General features: G+C 69.9%; 21 protein-coding genes. 14 read left to right on the top strand and 7 right to left on the bottom strand.

Features of this window, described 5'->3' with window-relative positions; all coding sequences use genetic code 11:
• The 8 genes from GKO32_RS18185 (at position 1) to GKO32_RS18150 (ending at position 10,500) form a co-directional block, all read left to right on the top strand.
• Positions 1–741 (top strand): hypothetical protein, encoded by a 741-nt coding sequence (locus GKO32_RS18185; RefSeq protein WP_154758110.1) that lies wholly within the window; start codon positions 1–3, stop codon positions 739–741.
• A gap of 184 nt (positions 742–925) precedes the next feature.
• Positions 926–5,353, top strand: a complete 4,428-nt coding sequence (locus GKO32_RS18180; RefSeq protein WP_154758081.1) for a coiled-coil domain-containing protein — start codon at positions 926–928, stop codon at positions 5,351–5,353.
• A 139-nt stretch (positions 5,354–5,492) separates the two neighbouring features.
• Complete coding sequence (locus GKO32_RS18175; RefSeq protein ID WP_312868057.1) at positions 5,493–6,659, top strand: winged helix DNA-binding domain-containing protein; 1,167 nt, start codon at positions 5,493–5,495, stop codon at positions 6,657–6,659.
• 133 nt (positions 6,660–6,792) lie between these two features.
• Positions 6,793–7,794, top strand: coding sequence for a type I glyceraldehyde-3-phosphate dehydrogenase (gap, locus tag GKO32_RS18170; RefSeq protein ID WP_312868056.1), 1,002 nt, complete (start codon positions 6,793–6,795; stop codon positions 7,792–7,794).
• 5 nt (positions 7,795–7,799) lie between these two features.
• Entirely contained in the window at positions 7,800–8,999 is a 1,200-nt protein-coding gene (locus tag GKO32_RS18165) for a phosphoglycerate kinase (RefSeq protein WP_154758080.1), read from the top strand.
• The gene (tpiA, locus tag GKO32_RS18160) at positions 8,999–9,787 is read left to right on the top strand and encodes a triose-phosphate isomerase (RefSeq protein WP_154758079.1); all 789 of its coding nucleotides are present in this window, start codon (positions 8,999–9,001) and stop codon (positions 9,785–9,787) included. Before GKO32_RS18165 ends, tpiA begins: the two co-directional genes overlap by 1 nt.
• An 85-nt stretch (positions 9,788–9,872) precedes the next feature.
• Positions 9,873–10,103, top strand: a complete 231-nt coding sequence (secG, locus tag GKO32_RS18155; RefSeq protein ID WP_154758078.1) for a preprotein translocase subunit SecG — start codon at positions 9,873–9,875, stop codon at positions 10,101–10,103.
• Positions 10,104–10,155: 52 nt separating this feature from the next.
• Entirely contained in the window at positions 10,156–10,500 is a 345-nt protein-coding gene (locus GKO32_RS18150; RefSeq protein ID WP_154758077.1) for an RNA polymerase-binding protein RbpA, read from the top strand.
• Between the two features lie 314 nt (positions 10,501–10,814).
• Here GKO32_RS18150 and GKO32_RS18145 read toward each other — a convergent pair whose 3' ends face one another.
• The 7 genes from GKO32_RS18145 to tkt all read right to left on the bottom strand — a co-directional run bounded on the left by GKO32_RS18145 (position 10,815) and on the right by tkt (position 20,271).
• Complete coding sequence (locus GKO32_RS18145) at positions 10,815–11,996, bottom strand: sensor histidine kinase (protein WP_154758076.1); 1,182 nt, start codon at positions 11,994–11,996, stop codon at positions 10,815–10,817.
• 121 nt (positions 11,997–12,117) lie between these two features.
• Complete coding sequence (pgl, locus tag GKO32_RS18140) at positions 12,118–12,897, bottom strand: 6-phosphogluconolactonase (RefSeq protein WP_154758075.1); 780 nt, start codon at positions 12,895–12,897, stop codon at positions 12,118–12,120.
• Positions 12,894–13,880: a glucose-6-phosphate dehydrogenase assembly protein OpcA gene (gene opcA / locus GKO32_RS18135; RefSeq protein WP_312868055.1), complete on the bottom strand. Its 987-nt coding sequence runs from the start codon at positions 13,878–13,880 to the stop codon at positions 12,894–12,896. Before opcA ends, pgl begins: the two co-directional genes overlap by 4 nt.
• Positions 13,877–15,406, bottom strand: coding sequence for a glucose-6-phosphate dehydrogenase (gene zwf / locus GKO32_RS18130; RefSeq protein WP_312868054.1), 1,530 nt, complete (start codon positions 15,404–15,406; stop codon positions 13,877–13,879). Before zwf ends, opcA begins: the two co-directional genes overlap by 4 nt.
• The gene (locus GKO32_RS18125; RefSeq protein WP_154758073.1) at positions 15,403–17,022 is read right to left on the bottom strand and encodes a phosphoglucose isomerase-related protein; all 1,620 of its coding nucleotides are present in this window, start codon (positions 17,020–17,022) and stop codon (positions 15,403–15,405) included. The genes zwf and GKO32_RS18125 overlap by 4 nt, the downstream gene beginning before the upstream one ends.
• Before the next feature lie 2 nt (positions 17,023–17,024).
• On the bottom strand, positions 17,025–18,146 hold the full coding sequence (tal, locus tag GKO32_RS18120) for a transaldolase (RefSeq protein WP_154758072.1): 1,122 nt from the start codon (positions 18,144–18,146) through the stop codon (positions 17,025–17,027).
• 22 nt (positions 18,147–18,168) lie between these two features.
• On the bottom strand, positions 18,169–20,271 hold the full coding sequence (gene tkt, locus GKO32_RS18115) for a transketolase (protein WP_312868052.1): 2,103 nt from the start codon (positions 20,269–20,271) through the stop codon (positions 18,169–18,171).
• Between the two features lie 309 nt (positions 20,272–20,580).
• On the opposite strand from tkt, the gene GKO32_RS18110 reads away from it, so the two are divergent.
• The 6 genes from GKO32_RS18110 to GKO32_RS18085 all read left to right on the top strand — a co-directional run bounded on the left by GKO32_RS18110 (position 20,581) and on the right by GKO32_RS18085 (position 26,051).
• Positions 20,581–21,561, top strand: coding sequence for a heme o synthase (locus GKO32_RS18110; RefSeq protein WP_154758070.1), 981 nt, complete (start codon positions 20,581–20,583; stop codon positions 21,559–21,561).
• Between the two features lie 36 nt (positions 21,562–21,597).
• Positions 21,598–21,843, top strand: coding sequence for a ribbon-helix-helix domain-containing protein (locus GKO32_RS18105; RefSeq protein WP_154758069.1), 246 nt, complete (start codon positions 21,598–21,600; stop codon positions 21,841–21,843).
• Positions 21,840–22,181 carry a type II toxin-antitoxin system PemK/MazF family toxin gene (locus GKO32_RS18100; protein ID WP_312868051.1) on the top strand — a complete coding sequence of 114 codons (342 nt, stop codon included), beginning with the start codon at positions 21,840–21,842 and terminating at the stop codon, positions 22,179–22,181. The genes GKO32_RS18105 and GKO32_RS18100 overlap by 4 nt, the downstream gene beginning before the upstream one ends.
• Before the next feature lie 102 nt (positions 22,182–22,283).
• The gene (locus tag GKO32_RS18095; RefSeq protein ID WP_312868080.1) at positions 22,284–24,569 is read left to right on the top strand and encodes an ATP-binding domain-containing protein; all 2,286 of its coding nucleotides are present in this window, start codon (positions 22,284–22,286) and stop codon (positions 24,567–24,569) included.
• A gap of 163 nt (positions 24,570–24,732) precedes the next feature.
• Positions 24,733–25,287: an FKBP-type peptidyl-prolyl cis-trans isomerase gene (locus GKO32_RS18090; protein WP_312868050.1), complete on the top strand. Its 555-nt coding sequence runs from the start codon at positions 24,733–24,735 to the stop codon at positions 25,285–25,287.
• Positions 25,288–25,316: 29 nt separating this feature from the next.
• The gene (locus GKO32_RS18085; protein WP_312868048.1) at positions 25,317–26,051 is read left to right on the top strand and encodes an SDR family NAD(P)-dependent oxidoreductase; all 735 of its coding nucleotides are present in this window, start codon (positions 25,317–25,319) and stop codon (positions 26,049–26,051) included.
• Positions 26,052–26,072: the final 21 nt, after the last annotated feature.

The following is a 26,072-nucleotide window of genomic DNA, read 5'->3' as shown; positions in this document are numbered from 1 at the left end:
ATGCGGCCGAAGCAGCTGCCGGGGCGCGATGTCGTCTACGGCGATCTGGTCCGCCGGTACGGCGAAGACAGCGCTTTCAAGCAGCTGACGAACTCGGTCGCGGCCGGGCTCGGGCTGATGGTGCTCGACGTCAGCACGCAGGCCGGCGCGGTGCTCGCGGCCACCGACGAGTCCGTGTTCGAGATCAAGATGGATTCCTACGCCCGGCAGAGCAAGATCCGCGAGCGCCGTGAGACGGAGAAGGTGCTGCACGGTCTGGTACACCTGGCCACCGCCGCGCTGGGTTACCCGCGCCCGGACGATCTGGCCAGTGACACCTACATCGGGCGGGTCAGCGTGGAGCAGGTCGACGGCGTCGTGCGGGAGGCGTGCCGCATCCTCGACGAGCGGGCGGCGAAGGCCGAGCAGAACAACGATCCGCTGGCCGGAGCGCCGGAGCTGGAACAGGCGTGGCGGGCGTACGCGCGCCGCCCCGCCGCGGCCGCGACGAAGGACGGCAGGCTCGCCTCCGACACCACCCGCGGGATGGTGTCGCGGGCGTTGCGGTTCCTTGCCGACCAAGGGTTTCTGGTGCAGGTCAGCGGAGAGCAGGGCGGCACCTACCGGACCACGCCGCGCTATCAGATCCAGGTCCGGGAGCTGGCGGCGGACAGTGCGTTCTCCGAACTCCTGGAACTGGGCGTGGTCGCGGTCGCCGACGCGGGCGGCACCTTACGTCCGTCCATTTCGGACACTTTGTAGGGGGACGACATTGTTTGACAGGCGGCGGAGCCGCTTTCGCCACGCAGTGAGCTCGCACCGCCGCGGGTTTCGAGGCGGGCCAGTCGTGCGAAGCGCGTCCGTTGAGGGTGGTGGTGGGCGACGGGCGGGCGGGACTGAGGTTCCGCTACCCGCGCCGCCACGCAAACCGTTCTAGAGGAGCTTCATGTACGAGCTGTCGAGGGTGCGCTTGCATTCGGTGGGCCCGGCGGGCGCGCGGTACCAGGACGTGGTGCTGGACTTCTCCGGCGTCGGGCCGGTGGTCACCGCGCCTGCGCAGGACGCGTTGTTCACCGCGGGCATCCACTCCGCTGAGCAGGGCCTGCCGCGAAGGCCGTCGCCGGCGAGTGTGCTGTTCCTGGAGAACGGCGGCGGCAAGTCGGTGCTCATCAAGCTGATCTTCTCGGTGATGCTGCCGGGCCGCCGCCAGGTGGTCGGCACGACGAACACCCGCGTGCTGGAGAAGTTCGTTGCCGCCAAGGATGTTTCGCATGTGGTGCTGGAGTGGCAGCACACCGAGACCGGGCAGCGGATCATCACCGGCAAGGTGTCCGAATGGCGCGGGCATGTCGTGTCCAACGACCCGGCGAACCTCATCGACTCGTGGTTTTGTTTTCGTCCCAGCGCATCCACCGGGCTCGAATCGCTGCCGTTCACCGAAGGTGGCCGCCTGTTGACGATGTCCGGGTTCCAGGAGCGGCTCGACGAGGCACACCAAGCCGAGCCCGAGCTGGAGCTGTCGTGGACCCGGCGCCAGCACGAGTGGACCGAACGTCTCGACACCCTCGGCCTGGACACCGAACTGTTCCGCTACCAGCGTGCGATGAACGCGGGCGAAGGCGAGGCGGCGGACGCGTTCGCCTTCACCTCCGACGAGGCGTTCGTCGAGTTCTTGCTCAAGGCCGTCATTCCCGAGGACGACCCGCGCGACCTCGCCGATGTGGTCCAGACCTATGCGCACAACCTTGGTCAGCGCGGTGAGCTCATGGCCGAGCGCGATTTCGTCGCCGGGGCACTGGAGTTGCTGGGTCCACTGTCCGAAGCGGAATCGCTGGCCGCCGCGGCACGTAAGCTCGCCACGGTCGCCCGCTCGGACGCTCAGGCCTGCGCCGGTTCGGTGACGGCCCGGCACCGGCTGGAAGCCGACCGCCTGGCCGGGCTCGCCGAGTTCGTCGAGGAAACCCGTGACGCGGAGAAGCTCGCCGAAGGCGATCACCGGCGGCTGTCCGCGATCGTGACCGAGCTGCGGCGTGTCGTCGCCGAGCTGCGTCTCGCCGATGCCACGGCGGGCAAGCAGCGCCTCGACGAGGAACTGGCGCAGGCCCGCGCGAGCGCGGAGGCCTGGCGCGAGACGAGCACCGTGCTCGCGCAGGTCAACGCCGTCCGCAAGGCCGCCGACATCCGCGCCCTCGTCGGCGAGCGTGAGCAGACCGCGAAACCCGCGCTGGAAGCGAAAAACGCGGCGGCGAACGCGCTTGCCCGCGGGCTGCTCGCGCTCGCGCGCGAAGCGGGGGAGCAGGCGCAGGCGGCCGAGGAGCGGGCCGCGGCCGCGCTTGCCGAGGCGGCGCAGGCGCAAGACCAGCGAGACGAGGCCGCGAGCACCGCGGCGAGGTATCGCGCGGAGGAGGCGCAGCTGTCCGCGCGGATCGAAGAGGTCCGTGACCAGGTACGGCAAGCCGTGCGGGACGGGCTACTGGACGACGGCACCCAGGTCGCCGAAGCCGCACGGGAAGCCCTTGCCCGCGGCGAAAACGCGGTCGCGGAACTCGTCGCGCGCGAGGCGGAGCTGGAACGTGTCGCGGAAGAGCACGCCGAGGCGCAGCAAGCGCTGCACGCCGCACAGCAGCAAGCTTCGGTGGCACAAGGACGCGCCGACCGGGCGGCGGGTGAACTGGCCAAGGCGCATCGCCGCACCGACTCCCTCGCCGCCCACCCGCGGCTGCTGGAACTGCTCGGCGGCGAGAACGTCCAGCCGGAAACCGACACACCCGCATTGCTGAAACGGTTGCGGGAAGCGCGATCGGCCGCCGAACGCGAGCAGACGGCCTTGCGCATGGAGGAATCCGCCGACGAGCGCGCGCTGGCCGCGCTGGGTGACGGTGGCCTGCTGCCCGCGCCGCCGGAGGTGCAGGCCGCCCTCGCCGTACTGGAGGAGGCCGGCGTCACCGCGTGGTCGGGCTGGCGCTATCTGTCCACAATGGATGCCAAGGCGCGCGAGCAGGCGCTGGTGCGGATGCCGCATCTGCTCGGCGGTGTGCTCGTCAACGACCCGGCGCAACTGCCCAGGGCGCGCACGGCGCTCGCGGACGCGAAACTGTTGCCCAGCACGGTTCTTCCGGTCGGCACGACGGCGGCACTCGGCCAGGACGGTGCCGCGCCGGGCGTGGATTTCCTGGTGCCGCCCAACCCCGCGATGTACGACGAAGAGGCCGCCGACACCGAGCGGCAGGCCATCCTCGCCCGGCATGCCCGCCGCCGCAAGCAACTCGAAGCACTGGCCGGTGCCATCGGCGACGATGCCGCGCTGGAATGGAAACTCACCACCTGGCGCGAGGACTACCCGCCGGGCGCGCTAGCCACCCTGTCCGAGGAAGCCGAAACCGCGGCGGGCGAACTGGCCGAGAGCCAGGACGCGGTCGTTGCCGCGGAACAAAACCTGGCCGGGCTCACCGCCCGCCGGGCAAGGCTGCGCGAAATGGTTCCCGCGCTACGGATCGAAGCACGCACCGGTGAGGAACGCGCGCGCAAACTCGGCGAGCTGGCCGAGAAGGTCGCCCGGATTCCACAGTGGACCGACGAGTCCGGGCGCGCGCGGGAGATCTTCGCCCGTGCCGAGGCGGACGCCGAGCAGGCGAGCGGAAAAGCCGGCCGCGCCAGGGAAGTGGCTGCCGAGGAACAGCGCACCGCGGACGGGCATCGCCGCACGGTCAGCAGTGCCCGTGCCGAACTCGCCGAAGTACCCGGCGGCGGCTCGGTGTCCGAAAAGGACCCCGCGCCGAAGGAGCCGGTGGACGCGTTGCGACGCGCGTTCGCCTCGGCGAGCGATGCCTACGCCAAGGTCGAGGTCGGCAGCGATCTGCGGGCGGAACTCGAGCAGGCGGAATCGGCGGAGTCCACGGCACGGGCCGCGCTGGAGGTGCTCGATCCGGCCGTGCGCGAGCAGGCGTCCCGGCTGCTGGAAACCCCCGACGGCTCCGACGCGGCGACCCGCGCGGCCGCGCAGGCACGCGCGGGCCGGGTGGTGGCGGCACTGGAAGCCGAGCACAGCGAAGCGATCGGCGAGGTCGCCACCCGCAAGGCCGAGCTCGACCAGCTGCCGAAACAAGGCATCACACTGGAAACCCGCCCGCGGGACGCCGAGCACGGCCGTGAGCTGATTGACGAAGCGACCGAAGAGGCCGGCGCCGCCGCCCGCGCGTGGGAAGAGGCCCAGGCCCGTCGTGCCGAGGCGGAACGTGCGTCGGAGGCGGCGACCGTGTCGGCGGCGGGCTTCCGGCTGCTCGCCGAGTCGATGGCGCATCTGGTCGTCGACGGGGAACCGGAAAGCGTATTCGACGGCGATGTCGAGGCTGCGCAGAACCGGTACCGCAAGCTGACCTCCGCGCTCACCGAAGCGGAGTCCACTGTGGACAGCTCGGAGAAACGCGTTCGCGCGGCGGCCGACGCGCTGGCCCAGTACGCGACGGGCAAGCGATTCGAAAAACTGACCAGCCCGGTCCGGCAGCAGATTATCTCGGTGCGCCGCGACAGTCTCCCTGCCGGCGCGGCGGAATGGGCGAGCGCGCTGCGGCCCCGGTTGCGCACACTGACCGACGATCTCGCCCAGATCGACCGGCACCGCTCGGGAATCGTCGCGCGCCTGCAGGGCATGGTCGAAGGCGCGCTGCGGCTGCTGCGGTCCGCGCAACGGCTTTCCCGGCTGCCCGAAGGGCTCGGCGACTGGTCAGGGCAGGAGTTCCTGCGGATCCGGTTCGCCGACCCGGAAGAACCCGAGCTGAGCGAAGCACTCGGCCAAGTCGTCGACGAGGCCGCCGCCGGGAAGACGAGCGACGGCCGCGATGTCAAGCGTGACGGGATGACGCTCGTGCTGCGCGGTGTGCGGGCCGCGGTGCCCAAGGGGTTCCGGGTGGACATGCTCAAACCGGACTCGGTGCTGCGGACCGAACGGCAGCGCGTGTCGGAGATCCGCGACGTGTTCTCCGGCGGGCAGCAGCTGACCGCCGCGATCATCCTGTACTGCACGCTCGCCGCGCTGCGGGCCAACAACCGCGGCAAGCTGCGCAACCGGCATTCCGGGGTGCTGTTCCTGGACAACCCGATCGGACGGGCTTCGGCCGGGTATCTGCTGGAGCTGCAACGGGTCGTCGCCGAGGCGCTCGGCGTGCAGCTGGTCTATACCACCGGCCTGTTCGACGCGGGCGCCCTGTCGGAGTTCCCGCTGATCGTGCGGCTGCGCAACGACGCGGACCTGCGGGCGGGTCGCAAGTACCTGTCGGTCGACGCGACGATCCGCAACCACCTCGACGAACTTGCCGACCCGGACGGCACGTCACACCTGTCGGCCACCCGCCTGTTCACGAAATCGAGCGAGTAGACGCGCGAGTTGAGCGTTGGGAGCGCGCGAGTTGAGCGTTGCGTTCGACGGGAACGCGCAACTCGCGCAGCGGGAAAGCTCAACTCGCCCGGAGTGCGGGAAACCGATTTTGTCGGACCCCCGTGCTAGGACATCAGGTGTGGCGAAACGGATCGGTGTGAACGAACGGCGGGCCCGGCTGATGACCCGCCACCACCTCAGCGCACCCGCGGACAGCGTGGAACAGGTCGCGGACAGCCTGGTGGCCTTGCACGCCACCGATCCGGCGACGGTGCACCTGTCCACCGCCGCACGGCTGCGCGAGCCCGGCACCGCCGAGCAAGCGCTGTACGAGGACCGCACGGTGCTGCGGATGCTGGGCATGCGCCGCACGGTGTTCGTCGTCCCGGTCGCGCTCGCGCCCGTCGTGCAGGCCGCATGCGCCGACGACATCGAGCGCAAACAACGGAAACTGCTCATCCAGCACCTCGCCACCGCCGCGCTCGACGAGGACCTGGAGCCGTGGCTGGCCGACGTCGAGGAGGGCGCGTATGCCGCACTCGCCGCCCGCGGCGCGGCGCACGCACAGCAGATCGCCGACGACGAGCCCCGGCTGCGCACGGAAATCGTGGTGGCACAAGGAAAGCCGTACGAAACGCGGGGTTATATCACCAACCGGGTGCTGTTTCTGCTGGCCGCACAGGGACGCATCGTCCGGGGTCGCCCGCGCGGCTCGTGGCTGTCCACGCAGTATTCGTGGGCGACCGCGGAATCCTGGCTGGGCGAGAAGATTCCCGCGCTCGAGCCCGATGCGGCGCGGGTGGAGCTGGCGCGCCGGTGGCTGCGTGCCTTCGGGCCGGCGCCCGTCGAGGACCTCAAATGGTGGGCGGGCTGGACCGCGGGGCAGACGAAAAAGGCGCTCGCCGAGATCGGCCCGGCCGAGGTGGACCTCGACGGCGCCCCCGGCATCGCGCTGCCGGACGACCTGGAGCCGGTGCCTCCGCCCGAGCCCGTCGCGGCGCTCCTGCCCGCGCTTGATCCGACGCCGATGGGCTGGGTACGCCGCGACTGGTACCTGGGCGAGCATCAGGCCGCGTTGTTCGACCGGACCGGCAACATCGGGCCGACCGTGTGGTGGGCGGGCCGGATCGTGGGTGGCTGGGCCCAGCGGCCCTCCGGTGAGATCGTCTGGCGGCTGCTGGAGGACGTGGGTGCCGACGCGGCCGCTGAGATCGAGCGCGCGGCGGGGCGGTTGCACGACTGGCTCGGCGCGGTCAGGGTGACCCCGAAATTCCGCATCCCACTGGAGAGAGAGCTGGTTTCTTGATCGATTTACCCGGGTGGCGTGTGTCTCGCCGGTCCATGTCGGTCCGCGCAGGCCAGCACGCTAGGGTGGCTGTCGAGCCCGAAGATGTATTGCCCGGTCGCGGGGCCGGGTCGGAACCGAGGAGAGACGAGCAGTGACTGTTCGCGTAGGCGTGAACGGCTTCGGCCGGATCGGTCGTAACTTCTTCCGCGCGGTGCAGGCCGCGGGCCATGACATCGAGGTGGTGGCGTTCAACGACCTCGGCGACGTCTCGACGATGGCGCAGCTGCTCAAGTACGACAGTGTTCTTGGCCGCTACCCCGAGGAGGTCACCGTCAGCGACGAGGGCATCGTCGTGGGCGGCAAGACCATCAAGGCGCTGGCCGAGCGTGACCCGGCCAACCTGCCCTGGGGTGACCTCGGTGTCGACGTCGTCGTCGAGTCCACCGGCTTCTTCACCAACGCCGACGCCGCGAAGGCGCACATCGCGGGCGGCGCCAAGAAGGTGATCATCTCCGCCCCCGCCAAGGGTGAGGACCTGACCGTCGTGCTGGGCGTCAACGACAACCTCTACGACGGCTCGCAGACGATCATCTCGAACGCCTCCTGCACCACCAACTGCCTCGGCCCGCTGGCCAAGGTCCTGCACGAGTCGTTCGGCATCGAAAAGGGCCTGATGACCACCGTGCACGCCTACACGCAGGACCAGAACCTGCAGGATGGGCCGCACAAGGACCCGCGCCGCGCCCGCGCCGCCGCGCTGAACGTCGTGCCCACCTCCACCGGCGCCGCCAAGGCCATCGGCCTCGTGCTGCCGGAGCTCAACGGCAAGCTCGACGGCTACTCGCTGCGGGTGCCCGTGCCGACCGGCTCGATCACCGACCTGACGGTCAACCTCACGAAGAAGGCGACCGTCGAGGAGATCAACGCCGCCTACCAGGCCGCGGCCGAGGGCGCGCTCAACGGGATCCTGCGCTACAGCACCGACCCGATCGTCTCCAGTGACATCGTCAACGACCCGGCCTCGTGCATCTTCGACGCGCCGCTGACGAAGGTCATCGACGACCAGGTCAAGGTGTTCGGCTGGTACGACAACGAGTGGGGCTACTCCAACCGCCTCGCGGACCTGGTCAAGCTCGTCGGCTCGAAGCTGTAGAGGCCATGGCTGTCAAAACTCTGGAAGATCTGCTGGCCGAAGGCGTTTCGGGTCGCCGGGTGCTGGTCCGGTCGGATCTGAACGTCCCGCTCGACGGTTCGGTCATCACCGATGATGGCCGGGTGCGCGCCGCGCTGCCGACCATCAAGCGCCTCGCGGACGCGGGCGCGAAGGTGGTCGTCGCGGCACACCTCGGCCGCCCCAAGGGCGAGTCCGACGAGAAGTACTCGCTGCGGCCGGTCGCCGGCCGGCTCGGTGAGCTCCTTGGCGCGGATGTGCAACTCGCCGGGGATGTCGTTGGTGCGCAAGCGAAAGCGCTCACCAGCGAGCAGGCCGGCGGTTCGGTGGTGCTACTGGAGAACGTGCGGTTCGATCCGCGCGAGACCAGCAAGTCCGACGCCGAGCGCGCCGAACTGGCCGCCGAACTGGCGCAGTTCGCGGACGCGTTCGTCTCCGACGGGTTCGGGGTCGTGCATCGCAAGCAGGCCTCGGTCTACGACGTGGCCCGCGTGCTGCCGGCCTACGCCGGTGGCCTGGTGCTGGCCGAGCTCGACGTGCTGAGCAAGCTGACCGGCGAGCCGGCCCGGCCGTACGTCGTGGTGCTCGGCGGGTCGAAGGTCTCCGACAAGCTCGCTGTCATCGAGGCGCTGCTGCCGAAGGTCGACACGCTGCTCATCGGCGGCGGGATGGCCTTCACGTTCCTCGCCGCGCGGGGCCACGATGTCGGAAAGTCCTTGCTGGAGAAGGATTTCATCGACACCGCGCGCAAGCTGCTCGACGAGCACTCCGACCGGATCGTGGTGCCGGAGGACGTCGTCGTGGCGGAGGCGTTCTCCGCCGACGCCGCCACCGACACGGTCTCCGCGGACGCGATCCCGGCCGGCTGGATGGGCCTGGACATCGGCCCGCGCACCGTCGAAGCGTTCGCGGGCAAGATCGCCGGCGCGAAGACGGTGTTCTGGAACGGCCCGGCCGGGGTGTTCGAGCTCGCACCGTTCGCGGCCGGCACGCGCGGGGTCGCGCAGGCCATCGCGGACAGCGCCGCGTTCAGCGTCGTCGGTGGTGGCGACTCGGCCGCCGCGGTGCGGGTGCTCGGCCTGCCCGAGGAGAAGTTCTCGCACATCTCCACCGGTGGCGGCGCGTCACTGGAGTACTTGGAGGGTAAGGAACTTCCGGGCGTGGCGGTGCTGGAGGAGGAGGCCTGATGGCGCGCAAAACCTTCATCGCCGGCAACTGGAAGATGAACCTCAACCACCTCGAGGCCATTGCCCTGGTGCAGAAGATCGCGTTCGCCTTGCCGGAGAAGTACTACGCGAAGGTGGACGTCACGGTCCTGCCCCCGTTCACCGACATCCGCAGCATCCAGACCCTCGTCGACGGCGACAAGCTGCTGATGAGCTACGGCGCGCAGGACCTTTCGCCGCACGACTCCGGTGCCTACACCGGGGACGTGTCCGGGCCGATGCTCGCCAAGCTCGGCTGTGCCTACGTCACCGTGGGTCACTCGGAGCGGCGCGAGTACCACCACGAGGATGACGAGGTCGTCAACAAGAAGGTCCGCGCGGCGATCAAGCACGGCATCCGCCCGATCCTGTGCGTCGGCGAGCAGCTCGACGTGCGCGAGAGCGGCGGTCACGTCGAGCACTGCACCCAGCAGCTGATCGCCGGGCTCAAGGGGCTCAAGACCGAGCAGGTCAAAGAGCAGGTGGTGATCGCGTACGAGCCGGTGTGGGCGATCGGCACCGGGCGCGTCGCCACCCCGGCTGACGCCGAGGAGGTGTGCAAGGCGCTGCGCGGGGCACTGGCCGACAAGTACGGCGCCGAGGTCGCCGACGAGGTCCGGGTGCTCTACGGCGGCTCGGTGAAGTCGGCGAACATCTCGGAGCTGGTCGCCTGCGACAACATCGACGGCGCACTGGTCGGCGGGGCGAGCCTGCAGGCCGACGAGTTCACGAAGCTGTGCGCGCTGGCCGCCGGGGGTCCGCTGCCGTGAGGCTTGCGCCCGCCGAGTAGTCTGGCAACCTCAGACCGTCACACGACCAGGGAACACTTTTCACCCGGGAGACTCAGAGGACGACATGAAGCTGTTCCTGCAAATCCTGCTGATCGCATCCAGCGTGCTGCTGGTCATCGCGGTATTGCTGCACCGTGGGCGTGGTGGCGGCTTGTCCTCGTTGTTCGGCGGTGGGATGCAGTCGAGTCTGTCCGGGTCGAGCGTGGCCGAGAAGAACCTCGACCGCATCACCCTGTTGCTCGGCGCGATCTGGTTGATCAGCATCGTGGGCCTCGGTCTGCTGCTGAAGGTCTGAGTGCACGGGCGTGCCTATGGGGGGCGCGCCGCCTATCACTCTGTGAGGATTCATGGTTGGCGGTAACGCGATTCGAGGCACCAGGGTCGGTGCCGGTCCATCCGGTGAGTCCGAGCGCGGCGAGTCCGCGCCACGGCGCCGGGTTTCCTACTGGTGTGCCAACGGGCACGAGTCGGTTCCGTCGTTTTCGATGGACGCCGAAATCCCGGACGAATGGGATTGCCCGAGGTGCGGGCTGCCCGGCGGGCAGGACGCCAAGAACCCGCCGGCGGCACCAAGGACCGAGCCGTACAAGACCCACCTGGCGTACGTGAAGGAGCGCCGTAGCGACGCCGACGGTGAGGCCATTCTCGCCGAGGCACTGGAGCGCCTCCGCCAACGCCGCCAGATCATCTAGTTCCCGGGTCCGCGCGAGTTGAGCGTTCCCGCTGCGCGAGTTGCGCGTTCCCGCCGCACGCAACGCTCAACTCGCGCGCTCCCGACGCTCAACTCGCGCGCTCCCGACGCTCAACTCGCGCGCTCCCGACGCTCAACTCGCGCGCTCCCGACGCTCAACTCGCGCGCTCCCGACGCTCAACTCGCGCGCACGCAACGCTCAACTCGCGCGCACGCAACGCTCAACTCGCGCGCACGCAACGCTCAACTCGCGCGCACGCAACGCTCAACTCGCGCGGGGGCCGGTGTTGGTTGACACCGGCCCCGATGGCGTTGTCAGGACCCCACGGGGTAGGTGGCGTGGACTTCGAAGCCGCCGTCGGGGGTCGGGTTCGTTTCGAAGCTGCCGCCCAGCAGGCGGGCCCGCTCGGCGAGTCCGGTCAGGCCGTGTCCGCCCGAGGGCAGCGGGGTCACGGGCAGGTTCGGGCTGTCGTTGCGGACCTCGATGTTCAGGGTGTCCCCGTCCCCGAGGATCACGACCGTCGCGGCCGCACCCGGGGCGTGTTTGCGGACATTGGTCAGGCACTCCTGCACCGTCCGGTAGGCCGCCGCGGACACCTTCGACGGCAGCTGCTCGGGCACGCTGTCGATGGTCAGCCGCACCGGCACCTCGCTGTCGCGCACGAGCTGGCCCAGCTCACCGATCCCGGGCCGCGGGCCGTCGTCATCACCCGAGCCGGAACGCAGCACCCCGACCAGTGACCTGAGCTCCTCCAGCGTGCGGGTCGACAGCTCGCGGATCACCTTCGCCGTCTGCTGCGCGTTCGCCCCGTCGCCCGCGGCGAGCACCCCAGCCTGCATCGCGATCAACGTGATGTCATGCGAGACGACGTCGTGCATCTCCCGCGCCAGCCGGGCCCGTTCCTCCGCCCGCACCGCATCAGCGTGCAGCTGCTGCTCGCGGTCACGGCTCGCCGCCAGCTCGGCCAGTTTCTGCGACAGCTGCGCCCGCGCCCCGATGAGCAGCCCGATCGCGATCGGCATCCCGGCGACCAGGATCCCGTAGATGCCGTCCAGCACATGCTCGCGCCAGCTCAGCTGCGCGAAATCCGCCGGCGGCCACTGCACGAACCGGCACGCCCAGACCAGCGCCGCGCCGACCCACACCTGCCAGTGCGTCTGCTTGCGGGTCGCCAGCATGCCGAGCGCGATCATCGCGGCCAGCTGCGACCAGCCGGTCAGGAAACCCGGGATCGTGCCCAGCACCGTGACGAACGGCAGCCGGCGACGCGCCGGGAGTACCAGACACGCGAGCGCGGAAAGGTAGATCGAATACGGCGGTGCCTTGTCGGGGATGACCAGCCAGACGTCGAGTGCGGCCAGCAGCATGGCGGCACCGTCGATCGCGAGTGGTATCCAGGTCCGGCGTCTGGTCAGCAATTCCCATCGCGCGCCATATCGCCCCGGTACGCCTGCGCCACCAACGGAAATGCCGATGGGAAGTCCCTCAGTGCTCATGTGATCGGCCCTCACTCGTCTCATGAACTTGACGGTGAGACGCCATCCGGAGCCCGCTGGGACGCAAGGATGGAAATTAATGTGCGGATGCTAATGCCTGTGGGTGAGTCGGCCTGCGAAGTCACGCCGTGGGCGGCTGGTACAGATGGGAAAGTTTCCCCGCCGCGGCCCGGTCGATCAGCCACAGCGTCCGGCGTTGGCCGCGCGCACCCGCGACGGGCAACTGGACCTCACCGGCGCCGGACAACGCCAGCGCCACCGCGTCCGCCTTCGCCTCGCCCGTGGTCAGCAACCACACGTCGTGCGAGCGGCGGATCGCGGGCAGCGTCAGCGAAATCCGGGTCGGCGGCGGCTTCGGGCAGTTGCGGACCGCGACCACGGAACGTTCGGTCTCATACACTGCGGGCGATTCGGGGAACACCGACGCGGTGTGCCCCTCGCCGCCGAGACCGAGCAGCGTGATGTCGAAGCCTGGCACGGTGCCGTGGTTCTCCGGCAACGCATGCGCGGCGAGCACCCGCGCGTAGGCCTCGGCGGCGGTGTCCGGGTCGTCACCGAACTCGCCGTCCGAGGCGGCCATCGCGTGCACCCGTTTCGGATCGATGGGCACGTGGTCGAGCAGCGCCTCACGGGCCTGCTTCTCGTTGCGCTCGTCGTCGTCCGCGGGTACGAACCGCTCGTCGCCCCAGTACAGATCCAGCCGCGACCAGTCCACCGCGTCGCGCGCGGGGGACTGGTGCAGCTGCTCCAGCACGGCGATCCCGGTGCTGCCACCGGTCAGCGCCAACGAGGCCGAGCCCTTGGCCGCCTGCAGGTCCACCAGCCTGGTCACCAGGCGGGCGGCCACCGCCGCGGCGAGCAGATCCGGGTTGGCGTAGACGACGACCTCGGGCTCACTCATGCGCTCGCCTTGGCCTTCTTGCCGTTCTTGGCCCCGTTCTTGGCCTTGCTCTCGCTTTTCGCCGAACCCGGGGCGAGCTTGTCGAGCCCGTGCAACGAGGCCTCGTAGACCTCGTCGAAGTCGAGCCGCCGCAGCTCCTCGATCAGGCAGTCCTTGGTGTTGCGGCGATGCAGCGCGATCCGCCGCGTCGGCTGGCCAGGCTGGCTCAGCGTGCCCACCTTGCCGTCCGGCCGGTGCAGCTCCACCACGCCCGAACGCCGTTCCAGCGACACCGACACCATGCCCTGCGCGCCGGCCACCTTGATCCGCTTCACCGGGATCTTGAGGTACTCGGCGAGCCAGCCGGCCAGCAGCTCGGTGGACGGCGAGTCCGCCTCACCGGTGACGGTGGCGCCGGTGATCGCCTCGTACGGCGGCAGGTCGAGCGCGGCGACCAGCTGGGCGCGCCAGTTCGTCAGCCGAGTCCACGCCAGGTCCGTGTCACCGGGGGTGTAGGCCTTCCGGCGGGTGGTCAGCGCGCGGATCGGGTTCCGCTCGGCCGCCGAGTCGGTGATGCGGCGCTGTGCGAGCTGACCGATCGGGTCCTCGGCCGGGGCCTTCGGGCCGGCGCTGGGCCACCACGTCACGATCGGTGCGTCCGGCAGCAGCAACGGCACGACCGCGCTCTGGCCCTGCGCCGCGAGTGGCCCGTACAGCCGCAGCACGATGACCTCGCTCGCCCCGGCGTCCCCGCCGATGCGGATCTGGCCGTCGATGCGGGCCGCCGCCGTGCGGGAACCGCGGGCGATCACGATGACCCGGCACGGGTGCTCGCGGCTGGCCTCGTTCGCCGCGTCGATGTGCTCCTCCAGGTGCTCGCCGTCGTCGTCGACGATCACCAGGGTCAGCACCCGGCCCAGCGCCACGGCACCGCCGCGTTCCCTGAGCTCGACGAGCTTGCGGTTGACCTGCGAGGTCGTGGTCGAAGGCAGGTCGATGATCACGGGCGCCTCCAGTTCCGGCCGGAACGTTCCAGCACTTCATCCGCCGAAGCGGGACCCCAGCTCCCCGGCGGGTACGGCTCGGGTGTGCCGTTCTTGGCCCAGTGGTCCAGGATCGGGTCGAGGATCTGCCAGGACAGCTCGACCTCGGCGTTCACCGGGAACAGCGATGGCTCACCGAGCAGCACGTCCAGGATGAGCCGCTCGTAGGCCTCGGGGGAGGACTCGGTGAACGCGTGCCCGTACCCGAAGTCCATCGTGACGTCGCGGACCTCCATCGTCGTGCCCGGCACCTTCGAACCGAACCGCATCGTCACGCCCTCGTCCGGCTGCACCCGGATCACCAGCGCGTTCTGCCCCAGCTCCTCGGTCGAAGTGCGGTCGAACGGCAGGTGCGGGGCACGCTTGAACATCACCGCGATCTCGGTGACGCGGCGGCCCAGCCGCTTGCCGGTGCGCAGGTAGAACGGCACGCCCGCCCAGCGGCGGTTCTGCACCTCCAGCGTCACCGCGGCATAGGTCTCGGTCGTCGAGTCCTTCGCGAATCCGGCCTCCTGCAGCAGGCCGGGCACCTTCTTGCCGCCCTGCCAGCCACCCGAGTACTGGCCGCGCGCGGTCGTCTCGTCGAACGGCTGCGGCGCGGTGATCGCCGACAGCACCTTGATCTTCTCCGCGCGCAGGGCCCGCGGCTCGAACGACAGCGGCTCCTCCATCGCGGTGAAGGCGAGCAGCTGCAGCAGGTGGTTCTGGATCACGTCCCGCGCCGCGCCGATGCCGTCGTAATAGCCCGCGCGACCGCCGAGGCCGATGTCCTCGGCCATGGTGATCTGCACGTGGTCGACGTAGTTGGCGTTCCAGATCGGCTCGAACAGCTGGTTGGCGAACCGCAGCGCCAGGATGTTCTGCACCGTCTCCTTGCCGAGGTAGTGGTCGATGCGGAACACCGACTCCTCGGGGAACACGTCGTTGACGATCGCGTTGAGTTCCTTGGCGCTGGCCAGGTCGTGCCCGAACGGCTTCTCGATGACGACGCGGCGCCAGGACTGCGCGTCCCCCTGAGCCAGGCCGGAGCGCGCCAGCTGTTTGGTCACGACGGGGAAGGCGCCCGGCGGGATCGACAGGTAGAACGCGGTGTTGCCACCGGTGCCGCGTTCGGCGTCGAGCTCGCGGACGGTGTCGGCGAGCCGGTCGAACGCGTCGTCGTCGTCGAAGCTGCCCTGGACGAACCGGATGCCTTCGGCGAGGCGGTGCCACACCGACTCACGGAACGGTGTCCGCGCGTGCTCGGCCACGGCGTCGTGCACCAGCTGCGAAAAGTCCTCGTGCTCCCAGTCCCGCCGGGCGAACCCGACGAGCGAGAAACCCGCGGGCAGCAGGCCCCGGTTGGCGAGGTCGTAGATCGCGGGCATGAGCTTCTTGCGCGACAGGTCGCCCGTGACCCCGAAGATCACCATGCTCGACGGGCCCGCGATCCGCGGCAGCCGCTTGTCGCGCGGGTCCCGCAGCGGGTTGGTCCACTGCTCCGTCACCGGGCAACCTCCTGTACAGCACGGACAAGCTGGGCGAGTCCGGCGGCACGGTCGGTGAGGTGCAGCCGCAGCACCGGGCGCCCGTGCTCGGTGAGCACCTGGCCGTCGCCCAGGGCCTGGGCGTGCTGCAGCTTGCCCAGCGTGTACGGGCGGTCCGGCACCTCCAGGTCGGTTTCGGCGTTGCCGGTGACCTGCAGGAAGATGCCGTTCTGGTGGCCGCCCTTGTGGTACTGCCCGGTGGAATGCAGGAACCGCGGGCCCCAGCCGAACGTCGTCTGCAGGCCGGTGCGCTTGGCGAGTTCGGGGCGCAGCAGCTCGGCCGAGGCGTCGTCGAGCCGGTCGAGGTAGGCCTGCACCGCGAGATAGCCGTGCTCCGGCGCCGTCGCGAGGAACGAGCGCAACACGTCGGCCAGAGTTCCCGTGGTGTCAACGCCTTCCGGTGCGAACACCTCGACCGAACCGTCCACAGTGGATGGTGAGCCGCCGTCTTCGAGCGAAGCGGGGTTGTCCAGCAACGCGCGCGTGGCGGCCTTCGCGGCTTCCACATCGGGCTGGTCGAACGGGTTGATCTCCAGGAGGCGGCCCGCGATCGCGGTGGCGAACTCCCACAGCAGGAACTGCGCGCCCAGCGTCCCCCCGGTGGCGATCTTCGCGGCCGGGATGCCCGGCCCGATCGCGATCGGGGTGGCGTCGGACCCGGCGTCGGCGAAACCGGGCGCGTCCGGCCCGTCGACCGCGACCGGCAGCAGCCCGGTGCCGAGCTTGCCGGTGGACTCGGCGATGAGCTGCTCGGCCCAGTCCGGGAATCCCTTGATACCTGAGCCGGAATCGGCCAGCACGACCTTCTCGGCGCCCTCGGCGTGCGCCGCGGCCCAGGCCGCGCCCAGCACCACCCCAGGGTTCTCGGCGTTGTCGTCGCCGAGCACCTGCGCCGCGGCGGCCGCCTGGTCGAGCAGCCGCGCGACATCGGCGCCGGCGAGACCGGCCGGGACGAGCCCGAACGCGGTCAGTGCCGAGTAGCGCCCGCCGACGTGCGGGTCGGCGAGGAACACCTTGCGGTAGCCCTCGGTCTCGGCCAGCTGCGCCAGCGGCGAGCCGGGGTCGGTGACGACGACGATGCGCCGCGCCGCGTCGATTCCGGCTTCGGCGAACGCCTCCGCGAAGATGCGGCGGTGGCTGTCGGTCTCGACCGTGCCGCCGGACTTCGACGACACCACGAGCACCGTGCGCTGCAGGTCACCGGCGAGCGCGTCGGCGAGCTGGCCCGGATCGGTGGTGTCCAGCACGGTCAGCGGCACACCCTCGGTACCGGTGATGACCTCCGGCGCCAGCGACGAGCCGCCCATCCCGGCGAGCACGACCCGGTCGACGCCCTCGCCCCGAAGCTCCTCGCGCAACGCCTCGATCTCGCCGATCAACGGCCGCGACGTCTTGTGCAGCGTGGTCCAGGACAGCCGGATCGAGGACTCGGATTCGGCGTCCGGGCCCCACAGCGTCGGGTCCTGGGCCGTGAGCTTCGAAGCGACCTGGTCGGCGACCAGCTTGCCGATCAGCGGCGCCGCCTTGGCCGCGAGGTTTTCGTCGGCGATGCGGACAGTGGTCTCTTCCCCCGCCATGGTCAGTTCTTCGCCTTCCCGAGCTGCCCTTCGACGGTGTCGAGCAGCTCCTGCCACGACTTCTCGAACTTCTCCACGCCCTCGTCCTCGAGCGTGCGGAACACGTCCGGCACGTCGATGCCGACGTTCGAGAGCTGGTCGAACACCGCCTGCGCCTTGGCGCCCGTGCCGGTCACCTTGTCACCGTCGATTTCGGCGTGGTCGCCGACCGCGAACAGCGTCTTTTCCGGCATGGTGTTCACCGTGTTGGCGACGACGAGCTGGTCGACGTAGCGGGTGTCGGAGTAGGACGGGTCCTTCACGCCGGTGGAGGCCCACAGCGGGCGCTGCGAGTTCGCCCCCTCGGCTTTGAGCGCGGCCCACCGGTCGGAGGCGAACAGTTCCTCGTAGGCGGCGTAGGCGAGCCGCGCGTTGGCGATGGCGGCCTCACCGCGCAGCGCCTTGGCCTCGTCGGTGCCGAGCGCGTCGAGACGCTTGTCGACCTCGGTGTCCACGCGGGACACGAAGAACGACGCCACCGACTCGATCGTGCGCAGGTCGTGGCCGTTGGCCTTGGCCTGCTCCAGCCCCGCGAAGAACGCCTCGATCACCTTGCGGTAGCGCTCGACGGAGAAGATCAGCGTGACGTTGACGCTGATGCCCTCGGCGAGGGTGGCGGTGATGGCGGGCAGGCCCTCTTCGGTGGCCGGGATCTTGATGAAGATGTTCGGCCGGTCCACCGTCTTCCACAGGTCCTTGGCCTCGGCGGCGGTGCGCTCCGCGTCCTTGGCGAGGCGCGGGTCGACCTCGATCGAGACGCGGCCGTCCACCCCGTTGCTGGCGCGGTAGACGTGGCGGAACAGGTCCGCGGCGTTGCGCACGTCGGTCGTGGTCAGCTCACGCACGGTCTGGGCCAGGTCCGCGCCGCGCGCGGCGAGCTCACGGACCTGCTCGTCGTAGGCCTCGCCGGCGGACAGCGCGTTGGCGAAGATGGTCGGGTTCGTGGTGACACCGACGACGTGCTGGTCGCGGATCAGCCCGGCGAGGTTGCCGGAGTCCAGCCGCTCGCGCGAAAGGTCGTCGAGCCAGATGGACACCCCGGCTTGAGAAAGCAGAGCCAGTTGATCCTTGTTGCTTTCGCTCATGACGTTCATCCCCTTCGGATGCTCAGGACTGCTTGGTCTTGGCGAGCGAGCGGCGCGCGGCGTCGGTCACGGCGTCGGCGGTGAACCCGAACTCGCGGAACAGGGTCTTGAAGTCGGCCGAGGCACCGAAGTGCTCGATCGACACGATCTCGCCGGCGTCCCCGACCCAGCGGTACCAGGGCTGGGCGATCCCGGCCTCGACCGACACCCTGGCCTTCACCGCGGCCGGCAGCACCGACTCCCGATAGGACTCGTCCTGCGCCTCGAACCACTCGACACACGGCATCGAGACGACTCGGGTCCGCACCCCGTCGGCCTCCAGCGCCTTGCGCGCCTCGACCGCCAGCTGGACCTCGGAGCCGGTGCCGATCAGGATCACGTCCGGCGTACCACCGGTCGCCTCGGCCAGCACGTACCCTCCCTTGGCGACACCCTCGCTCGAAGTGCCTTCGAGCACCGGCACGTTCTGCCGGGTCAGCGCCAGACCGGACGGGTGGTGCTTGTCCTCCAGCACGGCCTTCCAGGCGGCGGCGGTCTCGTTGGCGTCCGCGGGGCGGACCACGTTGAGACCCGGGATGGCGCGCAGCGCGGCCAGCTGCTCGATCGGCTGGTGCGTCGGGCCGTCCTCGCCAAGGCCGATCGAGTCGTGCGTCCACACGTAGGTGACCGGCGCCTTCATCAGCGCGGCCAGCCGCACCGGCGGGCGCATGTAGTCGCTGAAGATCAGGAACGTCGCGCCGTAGGGGCGGGTGCCGCCGTGCAGCGCGATGCCATTGAGGATCGAGCCCATCGCGTGCTCGCGGACCCCGAAGTGCAGTGTCCGGCCGTACGGGTTGGCGTTCCACATGCCGGTGGAGGCCTTCTCCGGCCCGAACGAGTCGGCGCCCTTCATGGTCGTGTTGTTGCTCTCCGCCAGGTCGGCCGAGCCACCCCACAGTTCCGGCAGCGCGTCGGCGATCGCGGAGAGCACCTCACCGGAGGCCTTGCGGGTCGCGATGCCCTTCTCGTCGGGCTCCCACGACGGCAGGTTCTCCGCCCAGCCCTCGGGCAGGCTGCGGGTGGCCAGCCGGTCGGCCAGCGCCTTGCGCTCCGGGTTCGCCGCACCCCACGCGTCGTAGCGTTCCTGCCACTCGGCGCGCCACTTCTTGCCGCGGTCGATCGCCTTACGGGTGTTGGCCAGCACCTCGTCGTCGATCTGGAAGTTCTTCTCCGGGTCGAAACCGAGGATCTTCTTGACCCCGGCGACCTCCTCGGCGCCGAGTGCGGCACCGTGCGCCTTGCCGGTGTTCATCTTGGTCGGCGCGGGATAGCCGATGATCGTGCGCAGCAGGATGAACGACGGGCGCGGGTCGGCCTTCGCGTTCTTGATGGCGTCGGAGATGGCGACGACGTCCTCGCCACCCTCGACGACCTGCACGTGCCAGCCGTAGGCCTCGTAGCGCTTCGCGGTGTCCTCGGACAGCGCGATGTTCGTGTCGTCCTCGATGGAGATCTTGTTGTCGTCGTAGAAGACGATCAGGTTCCCCAGTTCCTGGCGCCCGGCGATCGACGAGGCCTCGGAGGTGACGCCCTCCTCGATGTCCCCGTCGGAGGCGATCACGTAGATGTGGTGGTCGAAGATGCTTTCGCCGGGGGCCGGCTCGGGGTCGAGCAGGCCACGCTCGCGGCGGGCGGCCATCGCCATGCCCACCGCGTTGGCCAGGCCCTGGCCGAGCGGGCCGGTGGTGGTCTCGACACCCGCGGTGTGCCGGTACTCCGGGTGACCAGGGGTCTTGGAGCCCCACTTGCGCAGCTGCTCCAGGTCCTCCATCTCGAGGCCGTACCCGGCGAGGAACAGCTGGATGTACAGGGTCAGGCTGGAGTGCCCGGCCGAAAGCACGAACCGGTCGCGCGCCGGCCATTCCGGGTCGGCCGGGTCGTGCCGCATCTCACGCTGGAACAGCGTGTAGGCCAGTGGGGCGAGGCTCATGGCGGTGCCGGGGTGTCCGCTGCCACAGTTCTCGACGGCGTCCGCGGCGAGCACGCGGACCGTGTCCACGGCGCGGGTGTCGAGATCGGTCCATTCGGCCGGCACGTTCCGCCGGAGCAGGGGGTTGTTCTCGCTGATAGAGGCGGTTTCGGACACTGAACTCGAACTCCCGACGCTCGTCGTTGGTCTGTTTCTGCCTCCCGCGCACCCGCGCGGGCCCCACATATCTCAATCGATCCCGAAGGGTCGATATTCCTGGTTGAGGGGCATGCGCACGAGCTACCGGCAAGCCCTCCGAGGGCAGCCTAGTAGGTCGATTACCCAGGCGCCCCGGCCCCGACACTCCCGGCCACCGCGGGACATCGGGTGGCACCCCAGAAGCCATTACCCGGCAACCCGTGGTTACGATCTGTTGTGGTGTCCCGCCCAGCGCCGACGCCGCCCGAAACTGAACCAGGGAGCGAAATGTCGTTGGTGAACGCTGCGCACGGGCGCAGTGCCGGCACCAGCGCCGACCACCCCGGGGGGCAACCGCCCGGCCGTGGCCTGCGAGGGCTTCGTGCCCGCGTGGTCGCGTATGTCGCGCTGACCAAGCCGCAGGTTATCGAGCTGCTGCTGGTCACGACCATCCCCGCGATGTTCCTCGCGGCCCGGACCATCCCGTCGCCGTGGCTGATCCTGGCCACGCTGACCGGCGGGGCGATGGCGGCCGGCAGCGCCAATGCCCTCAACTGCGTGATCGACGCGGATATCGACAAGGTGATGAACCGCACGAAGCGGCGCCCGCTCGTGCGTGACTCGGTGCCGCGGCGCAACGCCCTGGTGTTCGGCCTCGTCCTCGGTGCCGCTTCGTTCGTGATGCTGTTCTTCACGGTGAACCTGCTCGCCGCCGTGCTCGCGATCGCGACGATCCTGTTCTACATCTTCGTGTACACCCTCGGCCTCAAGCGGCGCACCGCGCAGAACGTGGTGTGGGGCGGGGCCGCGGGCTGCATGCCGGTGGTGATCGGCTGGGCCGCGGTGACCGGCACCGTGCAGTGGCCCGCGTTCGTGATGTTCGGTGTGATCTTCTTCTGGACCCCGCCGCACACCTGGGCGCTGGGCATGAAGTACCGCGAGGACTACGAGCGCGCGGGCGTGCCGATGCTGCCGGTGGTCGCGACCGCGGAGCACGTGGCGCGCCAGATCGTCATCTACTCGTGGGTGATGGTCGCCTGGACGCTGCTGCTGCTGCCGGTGACCAGCTGGCTGTACGCGGGTTTCGCGGTACTGGCCGGCGCGTGGTTCCTGTTCTACGCACATCGCCTGCAGCGTCAGGTCGCGCGTGGTGTCGAGACCAAGCCGATGGCGTTGTTCCACCGCTCGAACACGTACCTGATGATCGTGTTCGTCGCACTGGCCGTGGACTCCGCGATCGGCCTGCCCACCCTCGGCCTGCCGTTCTAGCGGCGGCGACCGGTCATACCCGGTTATACTCGCCGTATGAAGACTGCGATCTCGATGCCGGACGAGACATTCGAGGCGGCGACCCGGCAAGCCGCATCGCTGGGGTTGAGCCGGTCGGAATTCTTCACGCGAGCCGTGCGCCGCTATCTTGATCAGCTTGCCGCGGAGTCGGCGACAGCTGTGATCGACGAAGCCTTGGCGCTGGCCGGAAGCGACGACTCGAATGCGGCGGCGGCGTCGGCCGGCCACGTCCGGCTCGCGGCCGGTGACGACGACTGGTGATTGCAAGGGGCGATGTCTACTGGGTCGATCCCGGACCAGCGGTAGGCAACCGGCCGGCGAAGCGACGACCGGTACTTGTCGTCCAAGCGGGGCCCTACAACAGCAGCCGGCTCGCGACCGTACTGGCGGTCGTGATCACGTCCAACACGGGGCTGGCGGCGATGCCGGGCAATGTGTTCCTGCCCTCGGTCGCGACGGGGTTGCCTCGGGATTCGGTGGTCGACGTGACAGCTCTGGTCACCTTGAACAAGGACGAACTGGAAGGTCCGGTAGGTTCCGTCCCCGGCAACCTGATGCACGACGTCGATCAAGGCTTGCGGCGCGTGCTCGGTCTCTGAGCCGCTCCCGAATCGGCCGTGGCGGGAATTCCGCGGCGGGTAGTGTCGTTGGTCTGCCAGTCCGACCATCGACCACCGAATGAAGGCGGGTTTTTCTTGTCCGTGGCCCCAGAACGGGAACCCGACAGCACAGGAGACCTCGCGGCCGAGCAGGACTATGTGTCGATGCTCTACCGCAGGCTGGATGCCGAACGTGAGTCCGCGCAGCGGCGTCTGACCGGGGCGCTCACCCAGACCGGCGGCACCCCGCAGGCGCGCACCGAGCGGGACGTCGCGACCACCACCTACTCCGATCGCCTCGCGCAGCTGGCCTCCGTCGAGCAGGGGCTGTGTTTCGGCCGCCTCGATTTCCACGACGGCGAAACCGCCTACGTCGGCAGGCTCGGCCTGTTCGACGAAGACGGCGAGTACGAGCCGCTGCTGCTGGACTGGCGCGCCCCGGCGGCGCGGCCGTTCTACCTCGCGACCGCGGCCTCGCCGGAGGGCGTGCGCCGCCGCAGGCACATCCGGACGTTGAGCCGCCGCGTCGTCGCGCTCGACGACGAGATCCTCGATCTGCACGCCGCCGACCAGGGTCATGACCTCGGGCTGGCGGGTGAGGCGGCGTTGCTGGCGGCCCTGGAACGCCGTCGCACCGGCGAGATGAGCGACATCGTCGCCACCATCCAGGCCGAGCAGGACCGCATCATCCGCGACGAGCTGAGTGGGGTGCTCGTCGTGCAGGGCGGCCCCGGCACCGGCAAGACCGCCGTCGCACTGCACCGCGCCGCGTACCTGCTCTACACCTACCGTCAGCAGCTCGCGACGCGCGGTGTGCTTGTCGTCGGCCCGAACAGCACGTTTCTGCGCTATATCGGCCAGGTGCTCCCGTCGCTCGGCGAGACCGGCGTGCTGTTGTCGACAGTGGGGCAGCTGTTTCCCGGCATCCGTGCCACCGGCGAGGACACTCGCGAAGCCGCGGAGATCAAGGGTCGCCGGATCATGACCGCCATGCTGGCCGACGCCGTCGCGGATCGCCAGCAGATTCCCGAAAACGAGCTGAACGTCGAGTTCGATGGCAGCGTGCTGACCCTGGACCGCGACACCTGCGAGCGTGCCCGCGCCAAGGCACGCGGCACGCAGCGCCCGCACAACGTCGCCCGCCGCGTGTTCGTCGCCGAGTTGCTCGACTCGCTCGCGGAACAGGCCACCGAGCGGTTCGAGGTGGACCTGTTCGAAGGCGTGCCGGAAATCGCCTTGGAGGAAGGGGAAACCGGCGACGCCGAGGTCCTCGACGCGGGCGATCGCGCCGATATCCGCGCGGAGCTCGCGGAGTCGGACAAGGTCCGGGACGCGCTGAACTCGTTGTGGCCCAGGCTGACCCCGCAACGGCTGCTGCGCGATCTGCTGTCATCCCCGGAGCGCCTGGCCACCGCGGCGGGGCAGCGGCTGACCGAGGGCGAGCGCGCTTTCCTGGTGCGGCCGGCGAAATCCCGCTGGACTCCGGCCGACGTGCCGCTGCTCGACGAGCTGGCCGAGCTGCTCGGCGAGGACGACAGCGAGCAGCGCGCGGCACGTGAGCGCGCCGAACGCGAGGAGCGCGCGTACGCCGAGGGCGTGCTCGACATCCTCGACCAGGACGAAGAAATCGTCGACGAGGAGGTCCTGCGGGTCAGCGACATCCTCGACGCCGAGCTGTTCGCTGAGCGCCAGCAGCGGCGCGGCGAGCTGACCGCGGCCGAGCGCGCCGCCGCCGACCGCCGCTGGACCTTCGGGCACGTGATCGTCGACGAGGCGCAGGAACTGTCCCCCATGGACTGGCAGTTGCTGATGCGCCGTTGCCCGAGCCGGTCGATGACCCTGGTCGGCGATGTCGCGCAGACCGGCGCGCCGGCGGGAGCGTCGTCGTGGCACGAAATGCTGAGCCCGTACGTGGAAGACCGGTGGCGGCTGCGTGAGCTGACTGTGAACTATCGCACCCCCGCCGAGATCATGGACCTCGCCGCGGGTGCGCTGGCGAAGGTCGACCCGGCGTTGCGCGCGCCGGACTCGGTACGGGAGAGCGGAACCCAGCCGTGGCAGCGGCCGATCGGCGAGTGCTCTCTTCCGTCCACAGTGGACGAAGAGCTGCGCGCGGCCGACGGTGGCACCGTCGCGGTACTGTGCCCGCCGGAACGACTTTCCGTGCTGCGCGCGGAACTCCCGGAGGATGAACGGCTTTCGCTGCTGACCGTGGACGAGGCCAAGGGCCTGGAATTCGACGGTGTGCTGGTGATCGCGCCGGAGGAGATCGCGGCCGGTTCGCCCCGCGGCTGGAACGATCTCTACGTGGCGCTCACCCGTGCGACCCGCCGGCTCGGCGTCGTCTACACCGAGCGGCGCCTGGAACCACTCGTGGGTGCCGGATAAGGACTGGTCAGCCCCGGATATGGTGTGCGCCATGCGTACTGTGTCGTCCGATACCAATCCGACCGGCAGTCACGGCGATCCGCGTGGCGTAGGCCGGCTTCCGGTTGATCAGGCTCGGCCTGCTTTAGGTCGGATTGGTATAGCTGGCATCTTCGCCCTCGCGGTGGCCGCCGCGCTCAGTCTCGCCGCCTGCGACAACGGCCAGAGCCCGTCGTCGTTCCCGCCCGGTGATGGCCCGACCTATCCCGCGCCCAACCCGGCGGGTGTCTCGGCATCGGCCGCCGCGTCGCCGACGACGCAGCAGCTCAAGCCGTGCACGGCCGACGACGTCAAGGTGACCGGGAAGTTCGGCAGCAAGCCGACCGTGACCATCCCGGACACCTGCTCGGCCCCGGCGACGCTGCTGACCAAGGACCTCGAGCCGGGCACCGGCGCGGCCGCCAAGAACGGCAGCCAGCTGCAGGTCAACTACGACCTGTACACCTGGTCGGACAAGGTCGACCAGCAGAACTCGTTCGCCTCCGGCGCGTTCCCGCTGACACTCGGCGGCGGCAGCGTCATCCAGGGCTGGGACGAGGGCCTCGCCGGGATCAAGCAGGGTGGCCGCAGGCTGCTGATCATCCCGCCGGACAAGGGTTACGGCGCGCAGGGCAACCAGACGATCAAGCCCAACGAGACGCTCGTGTTCGTCGTGGACGCGGTCAGCGTCGCCGGCTGACGATGCGGCCGCGGGGGACCGTGGCGGTGGTGACCGGCGCGTCGTCCGGGATCGGCGCCGCCACCGCGCTGGCACTGCACGAGGCAGGTGCCCGGCTCGTCCTGCACGGCCGGGACACCGAGCGGCTCGCCGCGCTCGCCGGGCGCACCGGTGGGCAGGTGGTGACCGGTGATCTTGCCGACACTGCGGCGATTCCCGCGCTGGCGCAAGACATTCTCGGCCGGTTCGGCGAGGTCGACATCCTGGTCAACAACGCCGGGGTCGGCTGGGCCGGGCCGTTCGGTGAGATGACGGCCGCCGACGTGCGGCGCGTGATCGACGTGAACCTCACCGCCCCGGTCGAGCTGACCCGGGCGCTGCTGCCCGCGTTGCGCACCCGCCCGGCCGCACGCGTGGTTTTCGTCACTTCGATCGCCGGCCGGACCGCGGTGGCGGGGGAATCGGTTTACTCGGCGGTGAAAGCCGGGCTGGATGTGTTCGCCGACAGCCTCCGCTTCGAGCTGTCCGGCACGACGGTGAAGATCGGCGTCGTGGTGCCGGGTGTGGTGGACACCGAGTTCTTCGCGCGGCGCGGCCGGCCGTACGAGCGCAGCTCACCGAAACCCGTTGGGGCGGACCGGATCGCGGCGGCGGTGCTGCGTGCGATCCGCGACGATCGCGCCGAGGTGTACGTTCCCGCCTGGCTGCGGCTGCCCGTGGTGATCCGTGGGGTGCTGCCGGGCATGTACCGGACGCTCGCCGCCCGGTTCGGCGGCTCGAGCTGAACGAACGCGGCGCGGTGCTGT

The sequence above is a fragment of the Amycolatopsis pithecellobii genome (assembly GCF_009707865.1).
GTDB classification, from domain to species: domain Bacteria; phylum Actinomycetota; class Actinomycetes; order Mycobacteriales; family Pseudonocardiaceae; genus Amycolatopsis_E; species Amycolatopsis_E pithecellobii.
Note: the sequence above shows the minus strand (reverse complement) of the source record. Positions and strands in the feature narration are given on the sequence as shown.